19 protein-coding genes are annotated in these 17576 nt (G+C 62.5%); 10 read left to right on the forward strand and 9 right to left on the reverse strand.

Going from position 1 to position 17576, the window contains the following annotated elements; all coding sequences use genetic code 11:
* Positions 1-162 precede the first annotated feature (162 nt).
* From QWJ46_RS07285 to QWJ46_RS07300, 4 genes are all read left to right on the forward strand, one after another.
* Complete coding sequence (locus QWJ46_RS07285; protein ID WP_183703755.1) at positions 163-1068, forward strand: S1C family serine protease; 906 nt, start codon at positions 163-165, stop codon at positions 1066-1068.
* A 133-nt stretch (positions 1069-1201) separates the two neighbouring features.
* Positions 1202-1582, forward strand: coding sequence for a VOC family protein (locus QWJ46_RS07290; RefSeq protein ID WP_085777493.1), 381 nt, complete (start codon positions 1202-1204; stop codon positions 1580-1582).
* 254 nt (positions 1583-1836) lie between these two features.
* Positions 1837-2220, forward strand: coding sequence for a hypothetical protein (locus QWJ46_RS07295; RefSeq protein ID WP_259668253.1), 384 nt, complete (start codon positions 1837-1839; stop codon positions 2218-2220).
* Complete coding sequence (locus QWJ46_RS07300; RefSeq protein ID WP_302750142.1) at positions 2202-2366, forward strand: hypothetical protein; 165 nt, start codon at positions 2202-2204, stop codon at positions 2364-2366. The genes QWJ46_RS07295 and QWJ46_RS07300 overlap by 19 nt, the downstream gene beginning before the upstream one ends.
* On the opposite strand, the gene QWJ46_RS07305 is transcribed toward QWJ46_RS07300, so the two are convergent.
* Positions 2357-3271 carry an SDR family oxidoreductase gene (locus QWJ46_RS07305; RefSeq protein WP_302750143.1) on the reverse strand — a complete coding sequence of 305 codons (915 nt, stop codon included), beginning with the start codon at positions 3269-3271 and terminating at the stop codon, positions 2357-2359. The two genes, QWJ46_RS07300 and QWJ46_RS07305, sit on opposite strands and share 10 nt — an antisense overlap.
* A 106-nt stretch (positions 3272-3377) precedes the next feature.
* Here QWJ46_RS07305 and QWJ46_RS07310 point away from each other — a divergent pair, with 106 nt between their 5' ends.
* On the forward strand, positions 3378-3938 hold the full coding sequence (locus tag QWJ46_RS07310; RefSeq protein ID WP_302750145.1) for a TetR family transcriptional regulator: 561 nt from the start codon (positions 3378-3380) through the stop codon (positions 3936-3938).
* Positions 3939-3945: 7 nt separating this feature from the next.
* Here the strand turns inward: QWJ46_RS07310 and QWJ46_RS07315 are convergent, their stop codons facing one another.
* Complete coding sequence (locus QWJ46_RS07315; RefSeq protein ID WP_097599828.1) at positions 3946-4422, reverse strand: YcgN family cysteine cluster protein; 477 nt, start codon at positions 4420-4422, stop codon at positions 3946-3948.
* Between the two features lie 192 nt (positions 4423-4614).
* Between QWJ46_RS07315 and QWJ46_RS07320 the strand changes: the two genes are divergently transcribed.
* The 3 genes from QWJ46_RS07320 (at position 4615) to QWJ46_RS07330 (ending at position 8083) form a co-directional block, all read left to right on the forward strand.
* Complete coding sequence (locus QWJ46_RS07320) at positions 4615-6801, forward strand: transglycosylase domain-containing protein (RefSeq protein ID WP_302750150.1); 2187 nt, start codon at positions 4615-4617, stop codon at positions 6799-6801.
* Between the two features lie 150 nt (positions 6802-6951).
* Positions 6952-7539, forward strand: coding sequence for a DUF1214 domain-containing protein (locus QWJ46_RS07325; RefSeq protein ID WP_285193078.1), 588 nt, complete (start codon positions 6952-6954; stop codon positions 7537-7539).
* Positions 7532-8083 carry a DUF1254 domain-containing protein gene (locus QWJ46_RS07330; RefSeq protein ID WP_302750153.1) on the forward strand — a complete coding sequence of 184 codons (552 nt, stop codon included), beginning with the start codon at positions 7532-7534 and terminating at the stop codon, positions 8081-8083. The genes QWJ46_RS07325 and QWJ46_RS07330 overlap by 8 nt, the downstream gene beginning before the upstream one ends.
* A gap of 52 nt (positions 8084-8135) precedes the next feature.
* On the opposite strand, the gene QWJ46_RS07335 is transcribed toward QWJ46_RS07330, so the two are convergent.
* Positions 8136-8303 (reverse strand): hypothetical protein, encoded by a 168-nt coding sequence (locus QWJ46_RS07335; protein ID WP_302750154.1) that lies wholly within the window; start codon positions 8301-8303, stop codon positions 8136-8138.
* 366 nt (positions 8304-8669) lie between these two features.
* Positions 8670-9035 carry a hypothetical protein gene (locus QWJ46_RS07340; RefSeq protein ID WP_302750155.1) on the reverse strand — a complete coding sequence of 122 codons (366 nt, stop codon included), beginning with the start codon at positions 9033-9035 and terminating at the stop codon, positions 8670-8672.
* Between the two features lie 108 nt (positions 9036-9143).
* On the opposite strand from QWJ46_RS07340, the gene QWJ46_RS07345 reads away from it, so the two are divergent.
* Positions 9144-10193 carry a hypothetical protein gene (locus QWJ46_RS07345; protein ID WP_302750156.1) on the forward strand — a complete coding sequence of 350 codons (1050 nt, stop codon included), beginning with the start codon at positions 9144-9146 and terminating at the stop codon, positions 10191-10193.
* Positions 10194-10212: 19 nt separating this feature from the next.
* Here QWJ46_RS07345 and QWJ46_RS07350 read toward each other — a convergent pair whose 3' ends face one another.
* Together QWJ46_RS07350 and QWJ46_RS07355 are read right to left on the reverse strand one after the other, a co-directional pair.
* Positions 10213-10557 carry a DUF1491 family protein gene (locus tag QWJ46_RS07350; protein WP_085777486.1) on the reverse strand — a complete coding sequence of 115 codons (345 nt, stop codon included), beginning with the start codon at positions 10555-10557 and terminating at the stop codon, positions 10213-10215.
* A 256-nt stretch (positions 10558-10813) separates the two neighbouring features.
* Entirely contained in the window at positions 10814-11761 is a 948-nt protein-coding gene (locus QWJ46_RS07355; protein WP_302750277.1) for an IS630 family transposase, read from the reverse strand.
* Between the two features lie 136 nt (positions 11762-11897).
* On the opposite strand from QWJ46_RS07355, the gene QWJ46_RS07360 reads away from it, so the two are divergent.
* Entirely contained in the window at positions 11898-12932 is a 1035-nt protein-coding gene (locus QWJ46_RS07360) for an IS110 family transposase (protein ID WP_302750157.1), read from the forward strand.
* A 462-nt stretch (positions 12933-13394) separates the two neighbouring features.
* Here QWJ46_RS07360 and QWJ46_RS07365 read toward each other — a convergent pair whose 3' ends face one another.
* The 3 genes from QWJ46_RS07365 to QWJ46_RS07375 all read right to left on the reverse strand — a co-directional run bounded on the left by QWJ46_RS07365 (position 13395) and on the right by QWJ46_RS07375 (position 17418).
* Positions 13395-14843 (reverse strand): methyl-accepting chemotaxis protein, encoded by a 1449-nt coding sequence (locus QWJ46_RS07365; RefSeq protein WP_302750278.1) that lies wholly within the window; start codon positions 14841-14843, stop codon positions 13395-13397.
* 108 nt (positions 14844-14951) lie between these two features.
* Positions 14952-15905: a peptidoglycan-binding domain-containing protein gene (locus QWJ46_RS07370; protein WP_302750158.1), complete on the reverse strand. Its 954-nt coding sequence runs from the start codon at positions 15903-15905 to the stop codon at positions 14952-14954.
* Positions 15877-17418 carry a HAMP domain-containing sensor histidine kinase gene (locus tag QWJ46_RS07375; RefSeq protein ID WP_302750159.1) on the reverse strand — a complete coding sequence of 514 codons (1542 nt, stop codon included), beginning with the start codon at positions 17416-17418 and terminating at the stop codon, positions 15877-15879. Before QWJ46_RS07375 ends, QWJ46_RS07370 begins: the two co-directional genes overlap by 29 nt.
* Positions 17419-17576 lie beyond the last annotated feature (158 nt).

The raw sequence follows: 17576 nt of genomic DNA on the forward strand, positions 1-17576 counted from the left end.
GCCCTACCACCCCCGCATATTCCGGTATTCCTCCACGCCAGGAGAGGCGGTGGCGGAAATTCCCGCCGCTCCAACCTTGCCGCCGCCCCTTCATCTCCTTACCTATGGAAGGAGAAGTGCCGGCTTTCGGCGTTGCGCGGCGGCGCCCATCGGGATGAAAGCATGAATATCGATCCTATCTTGCGGTCAGTCGTGGCCGTCCGTTCCACCATTCCGGAAGATGCCTTCACGGCGGAGACGCTGGGCACCGTCCGCGAGGGCAGCGGCGTGGTCATTCGCGACAATGGGCTGGTGCTGACCATCGGTTATCTCATTACCGAGGCCGAGGAAGTCTGGCTGACGACCCTGGACGGCCGGGTGGTTCCCGCCCATCCGCTTGCCTATGACCAGGAGAGCGGTTTCGGACTGGTGCAGGCGCTCGGCGCCCTGAACGCACCGGCGGTGGATTTCGGCGATGCGGCCGCGGCCAAGCCCGGCGATCCCGTCGTCCTTGCCGACGGCATTGGCGAATATGTCCAGGCAAACATCGTGGCCCGGCAGGAATTCGCAGGTTATTGGGAATATCTGCTGGATGAGGCGATTTTCACCGCGCCGGCTCATCCCGCATGGGGCGGCGCGGCGCTGATCGGCGCGGACGGCAAGCTTCTCGGCATCGGTTCGCTTCGTCTGCAGATGAGCCAGGACGGCGAGGTGGCCGATATCAACATGATCGTTCCGATCGATCTTTTGCCGCCTATTCTGGACGATCTCTTGAACCGAGGCCAGGTCAACAAGCCGCCGCGGCCCTGGCTCGGCGCATTCTCCGCCGAAAGCAGTGGCGGCGTGGTGGTGATGAGCGTCGCCGAAGGCGGCCCGGCCGCCGAGGCCGGCCTGCGTCAGGGCGATATCATTTCGGAAATCCGCGACGAAGAGGTCGATGGCCTAGCCGATTTCTACCGCAAGCTCTGGAGCAGCGGCCCAGCCGGCGCCGAGATTCCGATGCGGATTCTGCGCAACGGCCGGGAGGCCTGGCTGCGGATCAAATCCGCCGACCGCAACAGCTTCCTGAAAAAGCCGCAGCTGCAGTAGGTCGCGCCCCGGCTGGCCTCGCAAGAGGGGCCGGTCATCCGGCGCGCCTGTTCGAAGCATGTTCTCTCGTTGACTTGGAGCGGCCGTTGAAAGATGCTGCCGGCCAGCCTGGGATGAACGGAGTTTGAGGTCCATGTTCGATCATATCTCCATCGGCGTCAAAGATCTCGAAAGAGCCCGCCGCTTCTATGACGCGGCGCTGGCGCCGCTCGGATATGAACGCCTGTCGAATTCCGACGGCATGATCGGCTACGGTTCCGAACAGGTCGGCCTCTGGGTGATGCAGGTTGCGCGCCCCGTTGTCGCCGACATGCAGTCCGGGCTGCATTTCTGCTTCGTCGCGCCGGACGAGGCTGCGGTCGACGCGTTCTATGCGGCTGCGATCGCCTCCGGCGGCACGGACAACGGCGAACCAGGCATCCGGCCGGATTACGGCCGCTTCTATTATGCCGCCTTCGTCATCGATCCGGACGGCTACCGCCTCGAGGCCTATTTCCACAAAGGCGAAATATAACGGCCGTCGGGGCCGCAGCACTTGAGGGGCCGAGGACACCCTCGCCCGTCAGCCAGCCTGTCGGGCGGCGCAATGATCATCATGCCCAGCATCTCGGAGGTGCGAGCTGTGCCTGCGCCAGAGCCTCTGTCAGCCGCGAAAATCCCGTTGCGTTGCTCCGGCGAAAGGCGCATTGTTTCAGCTTCGGCAGCCATCGCACGGGCGCTGCCGACTGAGGGTTTCATAACCCCCGCCCCGACGAAAGGAGGACGTCGATGTCTTCCACTTCCGATAAGCCCTATCTGACGTCATCCGATCTCGACATGCTTCAGGGTGTGCTCGACGCCGCCGGCTATACAACAAAAATCCCGGTCGAGGACGAACAGGCCTGCAACGCCGCAGCCATGCTGCTGATCAAGCTGTTCCAGGAGGGCGTCACCTCGCCGGTCATGCTCTTACGGGCGCTCGAATACCATTTCGGCAAACCGAAGAAGCAACCGAAACCGGTCACCCCCGTCTGCAACCGCTATGCGATCCAGGGATTGCCGCGCGAACGCCGAACCAAGCCGCCGGTCAAATTCTGCAGGCGGGTAACGCGCGGCCAACAGCTTTCAATTCCAGTCCAACGGGAGATCCATCCATGGCAAAAGGACAGCTGAGAAGCAATCGCGAGGCCCGCAAGCCTAAGAAGGACAAGCTGGCGACGAAGCCGGAAACCAGCTTCGCCGGACAGATGAAGACGGCGGCCCAAACCGCGCCTCAGGGCAGCGGCGCGACCAAGGGCGGCGGTCAGCCTCACCGGTAGCCGGTTACATCAGCCGGTTTGCCCGGCTCCTGCACTTCCACCAGATAGCGCCAGCAATCCGGCCGCGAACCGTCGATGTCGTCGAAACCATAGGCCTTGGCCAACCCGCCGCTCGACAGCGACTGGCCGTTCCAGCGGGCGCGGTCGGGATCGGCTGACAGCGCCGTGACCGCACGGCCGATGAAGCGCGGAGTTTCGGAAATGGCGAAATGCGGCTGCACCATGGTCGCGTCGCGCCAATTCTCCTCGCCCACACCATAGGCCTCCAGCATCATTTCGGAGCGCAGCCAGCCAGGCGTGATCGAAACGGCGGTGGCGCCGTATTTGGCCAAGTCTTGCGCATGCGCCCAGGCCATGCGGGTGACGCCCGTCTTGACGAGGTCGTAGAAGGGCGAGAGCCGGTAATGCATGGCATTGTATTCTGCCGTGCCGTCGGTTACCTCCACCAGCAGCCCGCCCGGCCGCTCGATCATCAGCGCCAGCGCGTAATGGGCGGTGATCAAATGCGTCTCAATGCCGAGCCGCAGCATGCGCAGGCCCTTGTGCAGCGAATGCTCCCAGACCGCCTTGTCCCATTCAAACAGCTTTTCGCAGCCCCAGATGTCATTGACGAGGATGTCGAGCCGGCCGACTTCCGTCCGGATGCGCGCGACGAGCGCCTCGACCTCATGCGGAACGAGATGATCCACCTGCACGGCAATGCCCTTGCCGCCAGCCGACGTCACCAGCTCGGCCGTCTCCTCGATCGTCTCCGGCCGCATATATTCGGATTGCCCGGCGCGTGTTGTGCGACCCGTCACATAGACGATGGCGCCGGCAGCGCCGAGTTCCACCGCAATGCCTCGGCCGGCGCCACGCGTCGCGCCCGCCACCAAGGCCACTTTCCCCCGCAAATCCGCTGTCACGTTTCCATCCTCCACGCTAGAACCGAGAGCCGGCGGACTGCCACCGGCCCTAGTTGAATATAAACGAATGTTCGTTCATATTAAAAGTGAACGCAAGAGGAAATTCATGCCGCGCCGCCGCACCCTTTCCGACGAACAACTTCTCGCCATGGTGCTGGCCCTGATCCATGCCGAAGGGCCGGATGCAGCAACGTTTGCGGCGGTGGCGAAGGCGAGCGGCCTTTCCGGTTCAACACTGGTTCAGCGTTTCGCGACAAAGGCGGCGATGTTGCGCGCCGCGCTACTGTACGCCTGGGACCGGCTGGATGCGGAAACAGAGCGGCTTGCCGTCAGCGTGGCGAAAACGCCGGAGGGCGCCGTCGCGCTGCTCGTCGGCCTGTCGCAGGATTACGGCGACGATGCCGCCGCCTATGGCGAAGGATTGCTGGTCCTGCGCGAGGATTTTCGCGATCCGGTGCTGCGCGCCCGAGGTGCGGCCTGGGGAACGACGCTGACGGCGGCGATCGCACAATGTTTCGGCTCGGCGAAGGCGCCGGAAACGATCGCCCGACTGATGCTGTCACAATGGCAGGGATCGCTCACCTGGTGGGGCTTTGGCGCAGGCGGCCCGGTGGACGCCTATGTGGAGACGGAATTGCGGCGCTTCCTGTCAGCAGTGGAATTATGACCGCCGCTCACGCTTCTTCTTCATCCTTTTCCGCGCCCACGGTCAGCGGCCAGTCAACGACGTAATCCTCGAGATCGTCGACATCGATCTCGTTTTCATTGATCGTGCGGCCGCGGGCGGAAATGCCGGCGGCGTGGACGGTCTCGGGATCGCCGGAGACAAGCGGATGCCACCAGTAGAGATCGCGGCCCTCATTAATCAGCCGGTAGCCGCAGGTCGGCGGCAGCCAGGCGATCTCAGGCACGTTCTCCCTGGTCAGTTGCACGCAGTCCGGCACGAAATCCCAGCGGTTCTCATAGCTGGAGCAGCGGCAGCTGTGGCCGTCCAGCAGTTTGCAGCTGACCGAGGTGAAATAGATATCGCCGCTATCCCATTCCTCGAGCTTGTTGAGACAGCAGAGGCCGCAGCCGTCGCAGAGGCTTTCCCATTCGGCGGAGGTCATTTCGGCAAGCGTCTTCTTCTTCCAGAAGGGCAGATCGTTCATCGTCCGTTTCTTGCAACAGCGGCCCGCAAAATCACGTGACCGCCACTCTATCTCTCTTGTTATCCGCGGCAAAATCAATCAATTCTTCAGCATGCTCCTGGTATCGGAGAGCTTTCGGGCGATCGGGCCTCGCGCTTCGTCGCTTCCGGCGACCGGACATGAGGCAAGCGCGATCAGGCGGGAATACAGGACGTGCAGGATCCGGACAACCCTGAAAAAGGGCCTGAAAAGGAAGCAGACAAGCGAACCGGTGACACGGTGGGCAGGCGGACGACCAGGAGCCGCCACATTCTGCTGCGCATCGATTCGTGGATCGATTCGACCGTCTGGAATGCCGGCTTCCGCGCCGCAGAGATCTGGGAAGACACCACCATCTTCTTCCGCCGCTTCCGCGTGCGCGGCTGGAAACGCATCGTCTTCGAGCTCGCCGGCGAAGGGCTGACCCTCGGGGCGGCCGGCGCGGTGCTGATGCTGGTGCTTGCCCAGCCGGCCTTCGAGGCGACCAAGGAGGACTGGCGCAATCGCGGCGATTTCGCCGTCACTTTCACCGACCGCTACGGCAACGTCATCGGCCATCGCGGCGTCATCCACCAGAATTCCGTACCGATCGACGAGCTGCCGGATTCCCTGATCAAATCCGTCCTTGCCACCGAAGACCGGCGCTTCTTCGACCATTTCGGCATCGACGTGGTCGGCCTCTTCCGCGCGATGGTGACCAACGCCCAGGCCGGCGAAGTCGTGCAGGGCGGCTCGACGCTGACCCAGCAGCTGGCCAAGAACCTCTTCCTTTCCAACGAGCGATCGCTCGACCGCAAGATCACCGAAGCGTTCCTGGCCCTGTGGCTCGAGGCAAACCTTTCCAAGAAGGAAATCCTCTCCACCTATCTCGATCGCGCCTATATGGGCGGCGGCACCTTTGGCGCTGCTGCGGCGGCGCAGTTCTATTTCGGCAAGAATATCACCGATGTGAACCTTGCCGAGTCGGCGATGCTGGCCGGCCTGTTCAAGGCGCCGGCCAAATATGCGCCGCACGTGAACCTGCCGGCGGCGCGTGCGCGCGCCAACGAAGTGCTGACCAACCTCGTGCAGAGCGGTCTGATGACCGAAGGTCAGGTGATCGCCGCCAGACGCAATCCGGCGACCGTCGTCGATCGCAACGAGGTGGAATCGCCGGATTTCTTCCTCGACTGGGCTTTCGACGAAGTGCAGCGGCTTTCGCCGCGCTTCCACCAGCACTCGCTGATCGTGCGCACGACGATCGACATGGGCATCCAGAAGGCGGCCGAAGATGCGGTCGAGACGTCGCTGCGCGAATATGGCGAGGCTTATCACGCCAAGCAAGGCGCCATGGTGATGATCGAGAACGGCGGCGCCGTACGCGCCATGGTCGGCGGGCGGGATTACGGTGAGAGCCAGTTCAACCGCGCCACCAAGGCGCTGCGTCAGCCCGGCTCCTCCTTCAAGGTCTATACCTACGCGCTGGCGATGGAGAGCGGAATGACGCCGCAGACGACGATCGTCGACGCGCCGATTTCCTGGGGCAATTGGAGCCCGCATAATTACGCCAACCGCTATGTCGGCCGCATCACGCTCGAGACGGCGATCGCCCAGTCGATCAATACCGTGCCGGTGCGGCTTGCCAAGGAAAAGCTCGGCATCCAGCCGATCCGGGCGATGGCGAAAAACCTCGGCGTCGAAACGCCGATCCGCGACGACGTCACAATCCCGATCGGGACATCGGAGGTGACGGTGCTGGATCAGGCGACAGCCTATGCCACCTTCCCGGCCGGCGGTTATCAATCGCGCCGCCACGGCATTACCCAGATCCTCGATTACGAAGGCGATGTGCTCTACGACTTTGATCGTGACGAGCCGGCGCCGAAACGCGTGCTGTCCGAGCAGGCCGATGCCTACATGAACCAGATGCTGTCGCGGGTCCCCTATGTCGGCACGGCACGAAAGGCGGCACTCGACAACGGCATCCTGACAGCCGGCAAAACCGGCACGACCCAAGCCTATCGCGATGCCTGGTTCGTCGGCTTCACCGGCAATTACACCTGCGCCGTCTGGTTCGGCAATGACGACTATACCTCGACCAACAACATGACGGGCGGCTCACTGCCTGCGATGACCTTCAAGCGCGCCATGGACTACGCCCATCAGGGTGTGACGTTGCGCCCCATCCCCGGCGTCGAAAACCCCCCGCCCTCGGAAAAGGATCTCGCCAAGACCGCGGCCGCCAAGCCGCAGGACGGATTGCCGCAGCTCATCCGGCCGCGCATGCTCTCGGTGCAATCGACAAACATTCTCAAGAAGCTCGGAGAGAAGTTGAAGGCCGCCGCGCCGCCGACGCCGCAGAAGGTGGCGAGTGCGGATTAGGAGCTGCGTGGAAGTGTCGCTTTTCTCTGTCTCCGCGAGCATGCAGACGAGACCAGCAGCCTCTGACAGATCGGCGTTCATTCGCCACCCGGCATTCCACCCTGCCAGAATCAGTGTTAACCCTGTCATCCCGGTTTCCAAGGTCATGACGTGTTTCGATTCCCCCTTTTCATCCTGATCACGCTGATCGTCGCCTTTGGCGGCGGGATCATGATTTCGCTTTATGCGCTGGATGCGACACAGGGTTTCGGCGCGATCAAGCTCGGCGCCTGGGAGGCTTTTCCGGCGCTGCAAACAGTCGATGCCGACCCTTACGCCAAGTCGCATCGGGCACGCGCCGGCAAGCTGCTCTACGGCAGCGCCGAGGGCCTGACCTTCACGGCGAGCGTTGACGACGAAGGCGCACGGCTGAATGCCGGCTGCCGCTACCGCCTCAGCGGACAGACGCCACCCGCCCGGCTCTGGACGCTCTTTACCGCCGACAATGGCGGCAATCCGGCGCCGGTGAAGACCGGGCTTCCGGCGGCGCTTAATTCCTGGACGGTGCTGCGCCAGCCCGACAGCAGCTTTTCGATCGAGATCTCCGCCGTCGCTCGGCCGGGCAACTGGCTGGCCTTGCCGCAGGCCGGCACCTTCCGGCTGGTGCTGACGCTGTTCGATACGCCGACCGCCGGCAGCTCCGGTGTAATCGATCTCGCCATGCCGAAACTCACCAAGACCGGGTGCGGCAATGGTTAGGATCTTCTTCGCCGTCCTGACCGGGCTTTTCGGTGCGGCGCTGCTGCATCTCGTCATCATCCTGTCCCTGCCGCATTTCACCGGCAGGGATGCGGCGACTCGTGTGGCGGCAGAGGGCGATCTCAACAATTTCTATCTGCTCAGCGAGCAGTACGACGAGGCTGGGCTTGCCAATGGCGACCCCTTCCTGCGGACCGCCGTCTGCTCCTTCGACGTAGAGGATGCGCCGGTGCATTTCACCGCCAAGGGCAATGTGCCCTTCTGGTCAATCGCCATCTACGACAGCGCCTCCAACGAGGTGTTCAGCATGAACGACCGGACCTCGGTCGGCGGCGCGCTCGACGTCCTGGCGGGCGGCCCGATCCAGTTGACGGACTTGCGCAAGAACCTGCCGAAGGAACTGGATCAAGCGATCCTGGTGGAAATGGCGCGGCCGGACGGTTATGCCGTGCTACGGACGCTGGCACCGCAGGCAAGCTTCGACGAAGCAGCGCGCAACTTCCTGACGGAAGCGGGCTGCGAGCAATTCACCCCCGGTAATTAAGCGGGATGTCTGTTCTCAATTTCGGCATCACGCTCCGGGGTTGAGGAAGCGCTTACTTCTTCCTGGCGCGCGACGCGGGCGCCGGACCATGTCTAGGCTTCTCGGCGAGCCGCTCGTAGCGGACCCCGGTGAACCAGAGGATCTTGGCTTCGCGCGGTTCCTTGTCCGGGCGACGCGGCGCCCGCGGCCGCCGATCCGCCAATGCGACTACTATTGCCATTCTCGTCTCCATGCACTGCCCGAGACGGATGAACTTGCGACGGATTTCACCCTGCCCGCCAATCTGCGGGCCGGCGCGTCCTGCGGTGCCGGCATGGCCGAACCGAGGGCATTCGCGCCTTTCCCACGGCACCTGACTGAAATACCGTGATGCGGAGTTTCGACGATCCAAACACTCAAATCGCGTCGTTCCTGTCCGAATTGAGACACATGACAGTTAACAGTTTACTAATATTCGGTGGATGCCAAATACAGTTTCCGTAACTTCCTCTTCAACGCTTGAAGAGTCGATTTAGTTTCATGCCCCCGCTGAAAGATCAGAAGGCGGCCGGTAATATAAAATTAGAAACAATTCATATGGTTGACGCTATCTGCCAGCCGCAGGCGGTGCCGGTGTTGCAAATATGCGGCACAAAAATATTCGTTGCGGCACATCCGGATCGGCTTTGGTTTGTCCCGCATTGGCCACGCGTTTCGGGAGAGGGACCGATCGCAGTTCCCGCCACGCTCGAAATGGCTGTAGCGGCCCGATTTTCATCTTTCTCGTTGCGGCATGTTCGAATCGCGAGAACGATCCGAAGGGAGGAACGAGCTGTTTCACCCGCCGCACCGGCCGCGGGAACTGCCGCAGCGCCCTTTCAAAACCGATCGCCTTTGCCTCGCCGGTTAACAATTCGCCGCACGTTCCGCAGGCATATTTCTGTATCATTTTAATAAAATCTTCAGCATCCATTAACCGTACCGCTGTAGGATTTGTTCATATCCGTGTGGTCCGAGAGGCGTCTCCGCCAGCGCTATCGGCCCGTGGTTTCCCTTGGTTCTGCGTTTTCAGGGTGTGCTTGTGCGTGACCGGTTTCGAGACCTGGAGGGCCCATTGGCCGTCAGGAAAAAGGACGTGGTGTTAATGGCGACGGTGAGCAGTTTCGAGAGCCTATCTCGTCCGACACGATCCGAGCTGCGCCAATTCGCCGAACTTTTCACACCGCTGTTCCAAGCTTCCTCCGAGGAGGCCAAGCGCCAGGCGGTCGCGGCCCTTTCCCAATGCGAGACCATGCCGGCAGCCGTGGCGCTGTTCATCGGCAATCAGCCGATCGAGATCGCCGCGCCTTTCCTTATCGCCTCGAAGGCCATTGCCGACGACACGCTGATCACCATCGCGCGCATGCAGGGTGCGGCGCATGTCAAGGCGATCGTCAGCCGCGATTCGCTCTCGCCGAAGGTCATCGACGCGCTGGTGGCGTTGCGCCAGACCCAGCCGCGCGCCGCGGCCGCTTCGGCGCCGATCACGGAACCGGTGACCGTCCCGCTTTCGCCGGTTCAGGTGGAGAGCAACGAGGCCGAAGCGCTGGAGGAGCAGCGCGTCGCCAATGAAGAAGCCTTGCGCGGACGCATCCTCGATCTCGCCAGCCATCTCGGCCGCGATGATAAACACAGGCTCGGCCTGCGCACCCTCACCGACGTTCAGGAGGCGCTGCTGGTGCGCTTCGCCCGGTCGCACGAGGCGACGCATTTCGCCACCGCACTTGCCGATGCGCTTTCCGCCAGCCGCTGGCTTGCCGAACGCATCATGCTCGACCTCTCCGGCCAGCAGCTCGCCACGACGCTGACGAGCCTCGGCATGGGCTTTCTCGACGCCGTCTTCGTGCTGGAACGCTTCTATCCGCATCTTGCCGAACAACAGCACAATGTGACGCGCGGCTGGATGGTGCTCGATGCGCTCGATCCGGAAGAATGCCACGAAAGGGTGGAGGCCTGGCGGCGCGCCGATCGTTACACCTACAAGGCCGAGGCACCCGATTCGGACACATCTCGGGGAACAGAAACCCACCGCTTCATCCGTCAGGCGCTGGTGCAGCGCGATATGCGCGCGCTGGGGCGGCGGTCGCGTTGAGTTGAAGAAGACCTGACCCTCAGCGATCCCCCGCCAAGGGGATCATGTCCCCCAATTCCTCCGCCTCCAGCTCGACGATCCAGAGATCTGGGTCGAAGCGGCGTTCGCGATCCAGTATCGCCCGCACCGCTTCCGGCTCGCTTCGCGCGAGACGGACTTCGAACAACCGGTCTCGGATCTCGTCTTCGCCGAAGGCGGTCTGCGGCGCCGGCGCATAGAGGGTCTCCAGGCCGTCGCGGAAGTGCTGGCGGATGAAGATCGCGCCCGCCTCCTCCGCGCCCTTCTTCTCCACAGCCGCGAAATCACCACTCGCGAAGACGCGGCGCAGAAGGGAAGATACGAAGATGTCGGCGCGTAATCTCATCGGCGCGGTATAGAGCCTTTCCGAGTTAGATTGAAGCATTCTGTTGGCTCAAACGGAGTCGTATGGTCGACCGGCGGGCGCGTGTCGTAGCCGCGCTCTACGGCCAAGCCGGCCGGTCGATCAGCCGGCCCGTTTCAGCCAACCCTCCCGCAGATTTGCCTGGCAAATCTGCAAGACTTCAGAATCGCCGGACGCACTTATCGCTTCGCCACGGCGAAGCGGTGCGGGCCGGTGGGCCGGGCATCTCTAGAGCGTTTCACGTTTTGACGGAAGCGTAGCCTGCGTTTGAGAAGTAGTTGGCGCATTCGTCGGGCTTGATGGTGTCGGCGAGGTGGCCCAGATGGCGCCAGGTGTCCTCGACGGTTCGCTTTTGGGCCTGGCGCATCCAGTGCTTGATCTTGGCGAAGGCCTGCTCGATCGGATTAAGGTCGGGAGAATATTTCGGCAGAAACCACAGTCTGGCGCCAGCCGCCCTGATGGCGTGGCGGACGGCCTTGGCTTTGTGGGAGCCGAGATTGTCGAGGATAACAATGTCGCCGGGTTTGAGGGTTGGGATCAACTGCTGGCGGACATAAGCGTCGAAGCACTCGCCATTGATGGGACCGTCGAAGACGCAGGGCGCAGTGAGCCGATCGCAGCGCAAGGCGCCGAGGAAAGTGAGCGTGCGCCAGCGGCCATGCGGAGCAAAGCCGCGCAGTCTCTTGCCCCTCGGGCCCCAGCCGCGCAACGGCGCCATGTTGGTGCGGATCCAAGTCTCATCGATAAAGACGAGCCGCTTCGGATCAAAGCGGCCTTGCCAGGCTTTCCAGCGGGCTCTGCGGCGGGTAATGTCGGCGCGGCCCTGCTCAAGGGCGAACAGCGTTTTTTTAAAGCTCAGGCCCTCGCGGCGCATGAACTGCCAGATGGCATTGTGGGAGACGCTCACGCCGCGGGCGGCCAACTCATCCTTCAGCCGATGCAGCGTCAGGTGGGATGTTTGCTCGATCCGTTCGACGATGAAGGCACGATGCGGCTCCAACACCCGCCGACGATGGCCGCCCATCTTGCCCGGCGAGACGCTGCCGGTTGCCCGATGGCGTTGCGACCACTTCACCACAGAGGAAACGGCAATGTCGAACCGCTCCGCCACCACCCGGCAACTCTGACCGGCCGAAACTGCCGCAACAACACGCTCACGAAGATCATTCGAATAAGGTCGCGTCATCGATGCTGGCCTCCATTCCAGCATCCAGGATGAATCACAATTCTGCTGATTTGATGTTGTGGAACGGCTCTGCTCCCACCCTATCCTGAATCCCGGTGCCGAGCGTGTGGTTCGGCGGAGAACATGGAGCCTTCTCATGACTTTGATCAAAACCATCGGCCTCGACACGGCCAAACAGGTCTTTCAGTTGCATGGAGTGGACAACGACGGAAACGCCGTCCTTCGCAGGCAGCTTCGACGTTCAGAGGTTTTGAAGTTCTTCAGCAAAGTCCCGTCCTGCGTTGTTGGTTTAGAGGCGTGCGGCGGCGCTCATTATTGGGCACGAGAGATCAAGGCTCTCGGACATGAAGTTCGATTGATCCCACCTGCGTATGTGAAGCCTTATGTCAAAAGAGGAAAGAATGACCCGGCAGATGCTGAGGCGATATGCGAAGCTGTAGGCCGACCGTCGATGCGTTTCGTACCGCACAAGACCGTCGGCCAACAAGCCACGGCTATGCTCTTGAAGGCACGGGACTTGTTGGTTCGGCAGCGCACCCAAACGATCAACGCTCTGCGCGGTCATCTTACCGAACTGGGCATTACCGTATCCAGAGGTGTGGGCAAGGTCGACGACCTCGCCGCAATCGTCCGTGATGAGGATGATGCCCGCTTGCCGCCCTTAGCCCGCATCGCCCTGTTGCCACTGACCCATCAGATAGAGGCATACACGTCAGAGATCGTTAAATTGGAGAAGTACATGGTCCGCGAAACTCGACAGGATGCGACATTGAGGCGGCTGACCTCAATTCCAGGTGTGGGGCCAATCACTGCCAGCTCTATTGCGGCATTTGTACCCGATCCAGGGGCCTTCAAGTCTGGTCGTCATTTTGCGGCTTGGATAGGCCTGACCCCGAAATCAAACTCCACAGGTGGGAAGACCAGATTGGGAAGAATCTCAAAAATGGGAAACCCGGTCCTACGATCTCTGTTGGTTGTGGGGGCGTCCGCCGTCATACAGCACGCACGTCGAGGCGCAAAGGCATCAGCATGGCTCACGGAGTTGATCAAGCGCAGGCCATATAAGGTCGCGGTCATTGCGCTAGCCAACAAGATGGCGCGCATTATTTGGGCTCTCCAAGTAAGAGGAGGGCATTTCCAAAACACCGCGAGCAAAACAATGACAGCCTAGAGACCGCTTGTCCTCGCTGACAAGCTGAAGCCCAAGGTGCAACATCAATGATGACCCCGAGGAAAGACATCCGGGTTGGATCAAGACCGTGATTCCCAACGTGCTTCGAGCTCGCTGATTTGTTTAGGTCACTCCAGCCGCGAACGTCATCAAGGCCAGTAGCCCAATGCTGCGCTAAAAGGCCGGACATATGGGCGCACCAGCCCTCGGAATATCAACGATTGAACACCTTGACCGCAGAGCCGTTCCACATATGGGAATCCCGCAACGATTCCGATAAGCAAGGAATTGCTCTAGCCAGGATCAAAGGCGATCGGCTCGGACGTACCTTGGGGTATGCCCGTCGCCAATCGCCTTTGCCCTGACGAAAACCTGCGCCGGCAGAATGCTTCAATCTAGCTCGGAAAGGCTCTAAGACCGGCGCCAGCGCCGGCAATCCGCAGTCGAGCCTTGACGAATGCGTCAGACCTTGATCGCCAGCCGCAAGCCACCCCAATGGCGGCCCCTGACGGTGATCGGCGCGGAGATATCCTTCATCATCACGAAATTGCCGCCGCCCATGTCGCGGCGATAGGTCTGGACGAGGAAAGGTGCGGTGCTGCGGCCGGCGGCAAGGCCGACGCGATCGGCGAAGACGCGGCGATTGCGGCAATTGGCGGTGTTCCAGACGACGTCGCCTGGCCGCTGTGGCTGCGAAAACTTCCGGTTATGGGTCGGCAGATAACCGTTTTCGTCGACCGCCGCGCAGAAAGCGACGCGCTCGTCCAGGGCGACGACGGCCTCCTGGATCGGCGGCAGCAGACGGTCGGTGAGCTCGGTGAAGGCGGCCATCACCTGAACCGGATCGGTGTCAGGCAGCGGCCGGTAGCGCCGGTCGAAGAGGGCATCGAAACCGATCTGACCCTCGGCGACGGCGCGTTCGAAAGCGCCTGATATCTGCCTTGCCACCGATTTTGCTTCCTCGATCCAGCGGCTGTCGGCGGTCTTGACGCCGGCGCTCGCCGTCAGCTGGATCAGCGTTTCCGAGAGGCCGACGACGCTGTCGACGCGTTTTGCCGCCTGCTGCAGCCTGACATTCGAATCGGCGACCTCGGCGGACATCTCGCCGAGCTTCTGGACGAAGCCGGCGCATTGCTGGTCGACCGCCTCGGTGGTGTTGGCCATGACGGTCGAACTGTCGAGAATGCGGGTGATGACATGTTCCATACTTTCGAAGGCGCCGCGCATCGCCTCCGACTTGTCGCGCACGCCGGCGGCGCTGTCGCGGGCATTGCCGCCGACCGCCGACAGCCGGTCGATCTTCACCCGCAGCTCATCCAGCGTGTCCTGAATGGAGCCGGTCGCCTTCGACGTCTGCAGCGAAAGTGCGCGCACTTCGGCGGCAACCACGGCGAAACCCTTTCCTGCCTCGCCGGCGCGCGCCGCCTCGATCGCGGCGTTCAGCGCCAGAAGGTTGGTCTGGCGGGCTATGGTGCTGATCTCCTCGGCAATCTTGTCGACATCCGCAAGCGATTTCGAGAAGCCGGCGATTTCGGCGCCGATGACGTTGGAAGCCTGAACCATATGGCCGATCTCGGCAACGGAGCCGGACAAGCGGTCGGCCGATTCCTTGAGCATCTGGCGGGCTTCGGCCGCCGTGCGGTCGGTCTCGCGCAGCGACAGGGCGACCGAGCGATTGGTCTCGGCAATCGAAAGTGCGGTGCTGGTGACATGATCGAAGGCGGAGGTGTGGCGCGCCGACATCGCCGCCATGTCCTGGATGGCGCCGGCAATATCGACGAGATCGATGCCAAGGGTGGAGGCTTCTTCAGCAAGGCGCTGCAGGATGTGGCGCAATGCCTCGCGATCCGGGCTTTCCGCTTTAGCCGCCGGTTCTCCGGCCAGATCGTCTATCGCCTTCAGCGCATGCATGACCGACATTCCCCCGCCGCAATGGGCAAAGCTTCGGACAACATGGTTAACAAGTTGCAAACGGCGCTAGGGTCTTGGACTTAGGTTGTAATCTACGGCGCGAACGCCTTAGATCGCACCGATTTCCTTCAACTTCTTCAGCACCGCTTCGTTCGGTTCGCCGTTTTCGGGGAGGTTATAGTGCTTCTGGAAATGGCGGATCGCGGCGCGGGTCTGCTCGCCCGCCACACCGTCGACGCCGACATTGGCATAAGCCATGTTGGAAAGGCCCTTCTGGATTTTCAGCACCAGGTCGACGGTGGCGAGCTCGCTCGATGGAAGCTGCTTTGCGGCTGACGGAGCCGTCTTGACGGTCTTTTCGGCGCTGCGGATCGCGGCAGCCACCGGGTCTTCCGCCGCCGCCTTCGAGGTGACATCCTCAGGCGGTTTTTCCACAGGCACAGTCGAGGGGCCGGCAGCGTCGGTTCTCAGCGCGGCCAGCACCTCCGGCGTCGCTTCCCCAGTCTGGGCCATGCCGACGGTCTCCTGGAAAAACAGGATGGCGGCGCTGGTGCGGGGACCGATGATGCCGTCGGCGGTGCCGTTATAGAGGCCGCGACGCACCAGCTGCTGCTGGATGTCCATGACGAGCTGGCTCGGCTGCTGAGCGGCTGCGGCCGGCGCCGGCGTCCCGCTGGTGGTGGCGGCATCCTCCGGCCGTTCGATCCGGAAGGTGGTGACCTCAGCCGGCTGTTCGTCGGTTGGACGGCGCGCACCGAGCACATTGGGAGACTGCGGGTCGCGGGTGCGGAAAATCGGGTGCGGATGCAGGCCAGGCTGATACCAGAGCGCGTTGGCCGCAACGAAGGAGAAGATGACGAAGAAGGCGATCGTGCCGCCGGCGACCGACGGATTACGGCCGATGACGCCGCCGAGCGCGGACGCCCCCTGCAGCCCTAGACCACCCAGCGCGGAGGCTCCCTGCAGGCCGAGCCCCCCGAGAGCGGCCGCACCGGACACGACAAGGCCCGGCTGCTGCCGTCGCTTCTTTCCCTTAGGCGATTTTCGCTTGCGCGCGGCCATCGAAAAGCCCCTCTTCCAATTCTGCTCCGGTGCCGACCGCGTCCTTCAGCCGCGGCGGAAATTCGACGGTCGCGCCATGGCCGGCATTTTCGGCGCGCCGGGCGCCCGAGCCATCCACCGCGATCTCAACGGTGATGATCGTACCTTCGCCCGGCTGGCTGGCAATGGCAAAATTGCCGCCATGCAGCGCCACTAACCCCTTGACCAACGAGAGGCCGAGACCGCTGCCCTCGAAGCGGCGGGTGTAATCGTTCTGAATCTGGACGAAAGGTTGGCCGAGCATCGCCAGCTTATCGGCGGCAATGCCGATGCCGGTATCGCTGACCGTAAGCTTCAGAATGCCGTCACGCGCCGCCGCATCGACCGAGACGACGCCGCCGGCTTCGGTGAATTTCACGGCATTGCCGACGAGATTGATGAGGATCTGCTGGATGGCGCGCTGATCGGCGACGATCTCGCCAAGCCCGCGCTGAATCCGGCTCGTCAGCGTGACGCCCTTGGTCTTTGCTTGCAAAGCCAGCATCGATTCGCAGGATCTGACGGAGCTTGAGATATCGAAGGCATCGAGAATCAGCTCGTAGCGCCCCGCTTCGATCTTGCTCATGTCGAGCATGGTATTGACGACGGAGAGCAGATGCGCGCCGGATTCGCGGACGAGTCCGACATATTCACGCTGGCGGTCGTTTTCGAACTTCCCGAAATATTCGCCGATCAGAATATCGGAGAAGCCGAGGATGGCATTCAGCGGCGTGCGCAGTTCGTGGCTGACCGCGGCGAGGAAGCGCGACTTGGCATCATTTGCCGACTCGGCCTCGGCCGCACGGTTCTGGGCTTCGGCCCGCAGCTGCTGCTCGACGGAGACATCGCGCAGCTGGGCGATGACGGCGGCAAGCTCGCCATCGGCATCACGGCGCGCCGTCATGTCCATTCTCAAATAGGTGAACTGGCGCTGATCGCGCGAGACCGAAGGCCGGTCGAGGCGCAGATCGACGCTTGCGGCATCTTCGCCGCGCCTGAGCTCATCGAGCGCCTGCAAGAACAGGATACGGTCTGAGACATGCACCTGCTCCAGGAAGCCCCTGCCCTTCGGATCGCGCATCCAGGCAAGGAAATCGCGCCGGTCGCGGCCGCCGATGGTGGCGACGCTGCCGTGCGGATCCAGGAAGAAGACGAGGCCGGGGGTGACGGCGAGGAAGAAATCCTCGGCCGACTGTGCGGCAATGCCGGCGGACGAGCCCTGGCGGGCCAGCGCGATGCTGCCGACGGCGGAAAAGAGAAAGGCGGCGCAGACCATGGCGACGCCGGCCGGCAGCGCGACGGCCGGACTGGTGACCGCCGAAAGACCGACAGGCGCGGCGACGAGAGCGGCCGAGGAGAGCAGCACGAGGCGGCGCAGAATCGCAAGCTCGCGCTGGCGCACGGCTTCGCCGCCGCCCGTCCGGGAAAGCCAGCTTGTCGCCGCCCGGTCTACGAGGGTCGTCACCCAGCCGCCAATGTCACTCAATACTCGCACGCAATACCCGCCCAAAGAGGCTGTCTGTCGATCCGGACAATAGGCCGCCGCGACTTAAGGAAAGGATAAGGCAAAGGCGCTGTTCACAGCCAGAAAGAGCAGAAATTCCCATTTTGGAGCATCCGAGAGCTCCTTTGCTTTTTGTGGTTAATGGCCAG

This window comes from Rhizobium sp. CBN3 (genome assembly GCF_030518245.1).
GTDB lineage: Bacteria > Pseudomonadota > Alphaproteobacteria > Rhizobiales > Rhizobiaceae > Rhizobium > Rhizobium aethiopicum_A.

Coding starts and splice junctions, on each gene's coding strand:
- QWJ46_RS07285 (WP_183703755.1), top strand. CDS start 163: ATGAATATCGATCCTATCTTGCGGTCAGTCGTGGCCGTCCGTTCCACC.
- QWJ46_RS07290 (WP_085777493.1), top strand. CDS start 1,202: ATGTTCGATCATATCTCCATCGGCGTCAAAGATCTCGAAAGAGCCCGC.
- QWJ46_RS07295 (WP_259668253.1), top strand. CDS start 1,837: ATGTCTTCCACTTCCGATAAGCCCTATCTGACGTCATCCGATCTCGAC.
- QWJ46_RS07300 (WP_302750142.1), top strand. CDS start 2,202: ATGGCAAAAGGACAGCTGAGAAGCAATCGCGAGGCCCGCAAGCCTAAG.
- QWJ46_RS07310 (WP_302750145.1), top strand. CDS start 3,378: ATGCCGCGCCGCCGCACCCTTTCCGACGAACAACTTCTCGCCATGGTG.
- QWJ46_RS07315 (WP_097599828.1), bottom strand. CDS start 4,422: ATGAACGATCTGCCCTTCTGGAAGAAGAAGACGCTTGCCGAAATGACC.
- QWJ46_RS07330 (WP_302750153.1), top strand. CDS start 7,532: ATGGTTAGGATCTTCTTCGCCGTCCTGACCGGGCTTTTCGGTGCGGCG.
- QWJ46_RS07335 (WP_302750154.1), bottom strand. CDS start 8,303: ATGGCAATAGTAGTCGCATTGGCGGATCGGCGGCCGCGGGCGCCGCGT.
- QWJ46_RS07340 (WP_302750155.1), bottom strand. CDS start 9,035: ATGGATGCTGAAGATTTTATTAAAATGATACAGAAATATGCCTGCGGA.
- QWJ46_RS07350 (WP_085777486.1), bottom strand. CDS start 10,557: ATGAGATTACGCGCCGACATCTTCGTATCTTCCCTTCTGCGCCGCGTC.
- QWJ46_RS07355 (WP_302750277.1), bottom strand. CDS start 11,761: ATGACGCGACCTTATTCGAATGATCTTCGTGAGCGTGTTGTTGCGGCA.
- QWJ46_RS07360 (WP_302750157.1), top strand. CDS start 11,898: ATGACTTTGATCAAAACCATCGGCCTCGACACGGCCAAACAGGTCTTT.
- QWJ46_RS07365 (WP_302750278.1), bottom strand. CDS start 14,843: ATGCATGCGCTGAAGGCGATAGACGATCTGGCCGGAGAACCGGCGGCT.
- QWJ46_RS07370 (WP_302750158.1), bottom strand. CDS start 15,905: ATGGCCGCGCGCAAGCGAAAATCGCCTAAGGGAAAGAAGCGACGGCAG.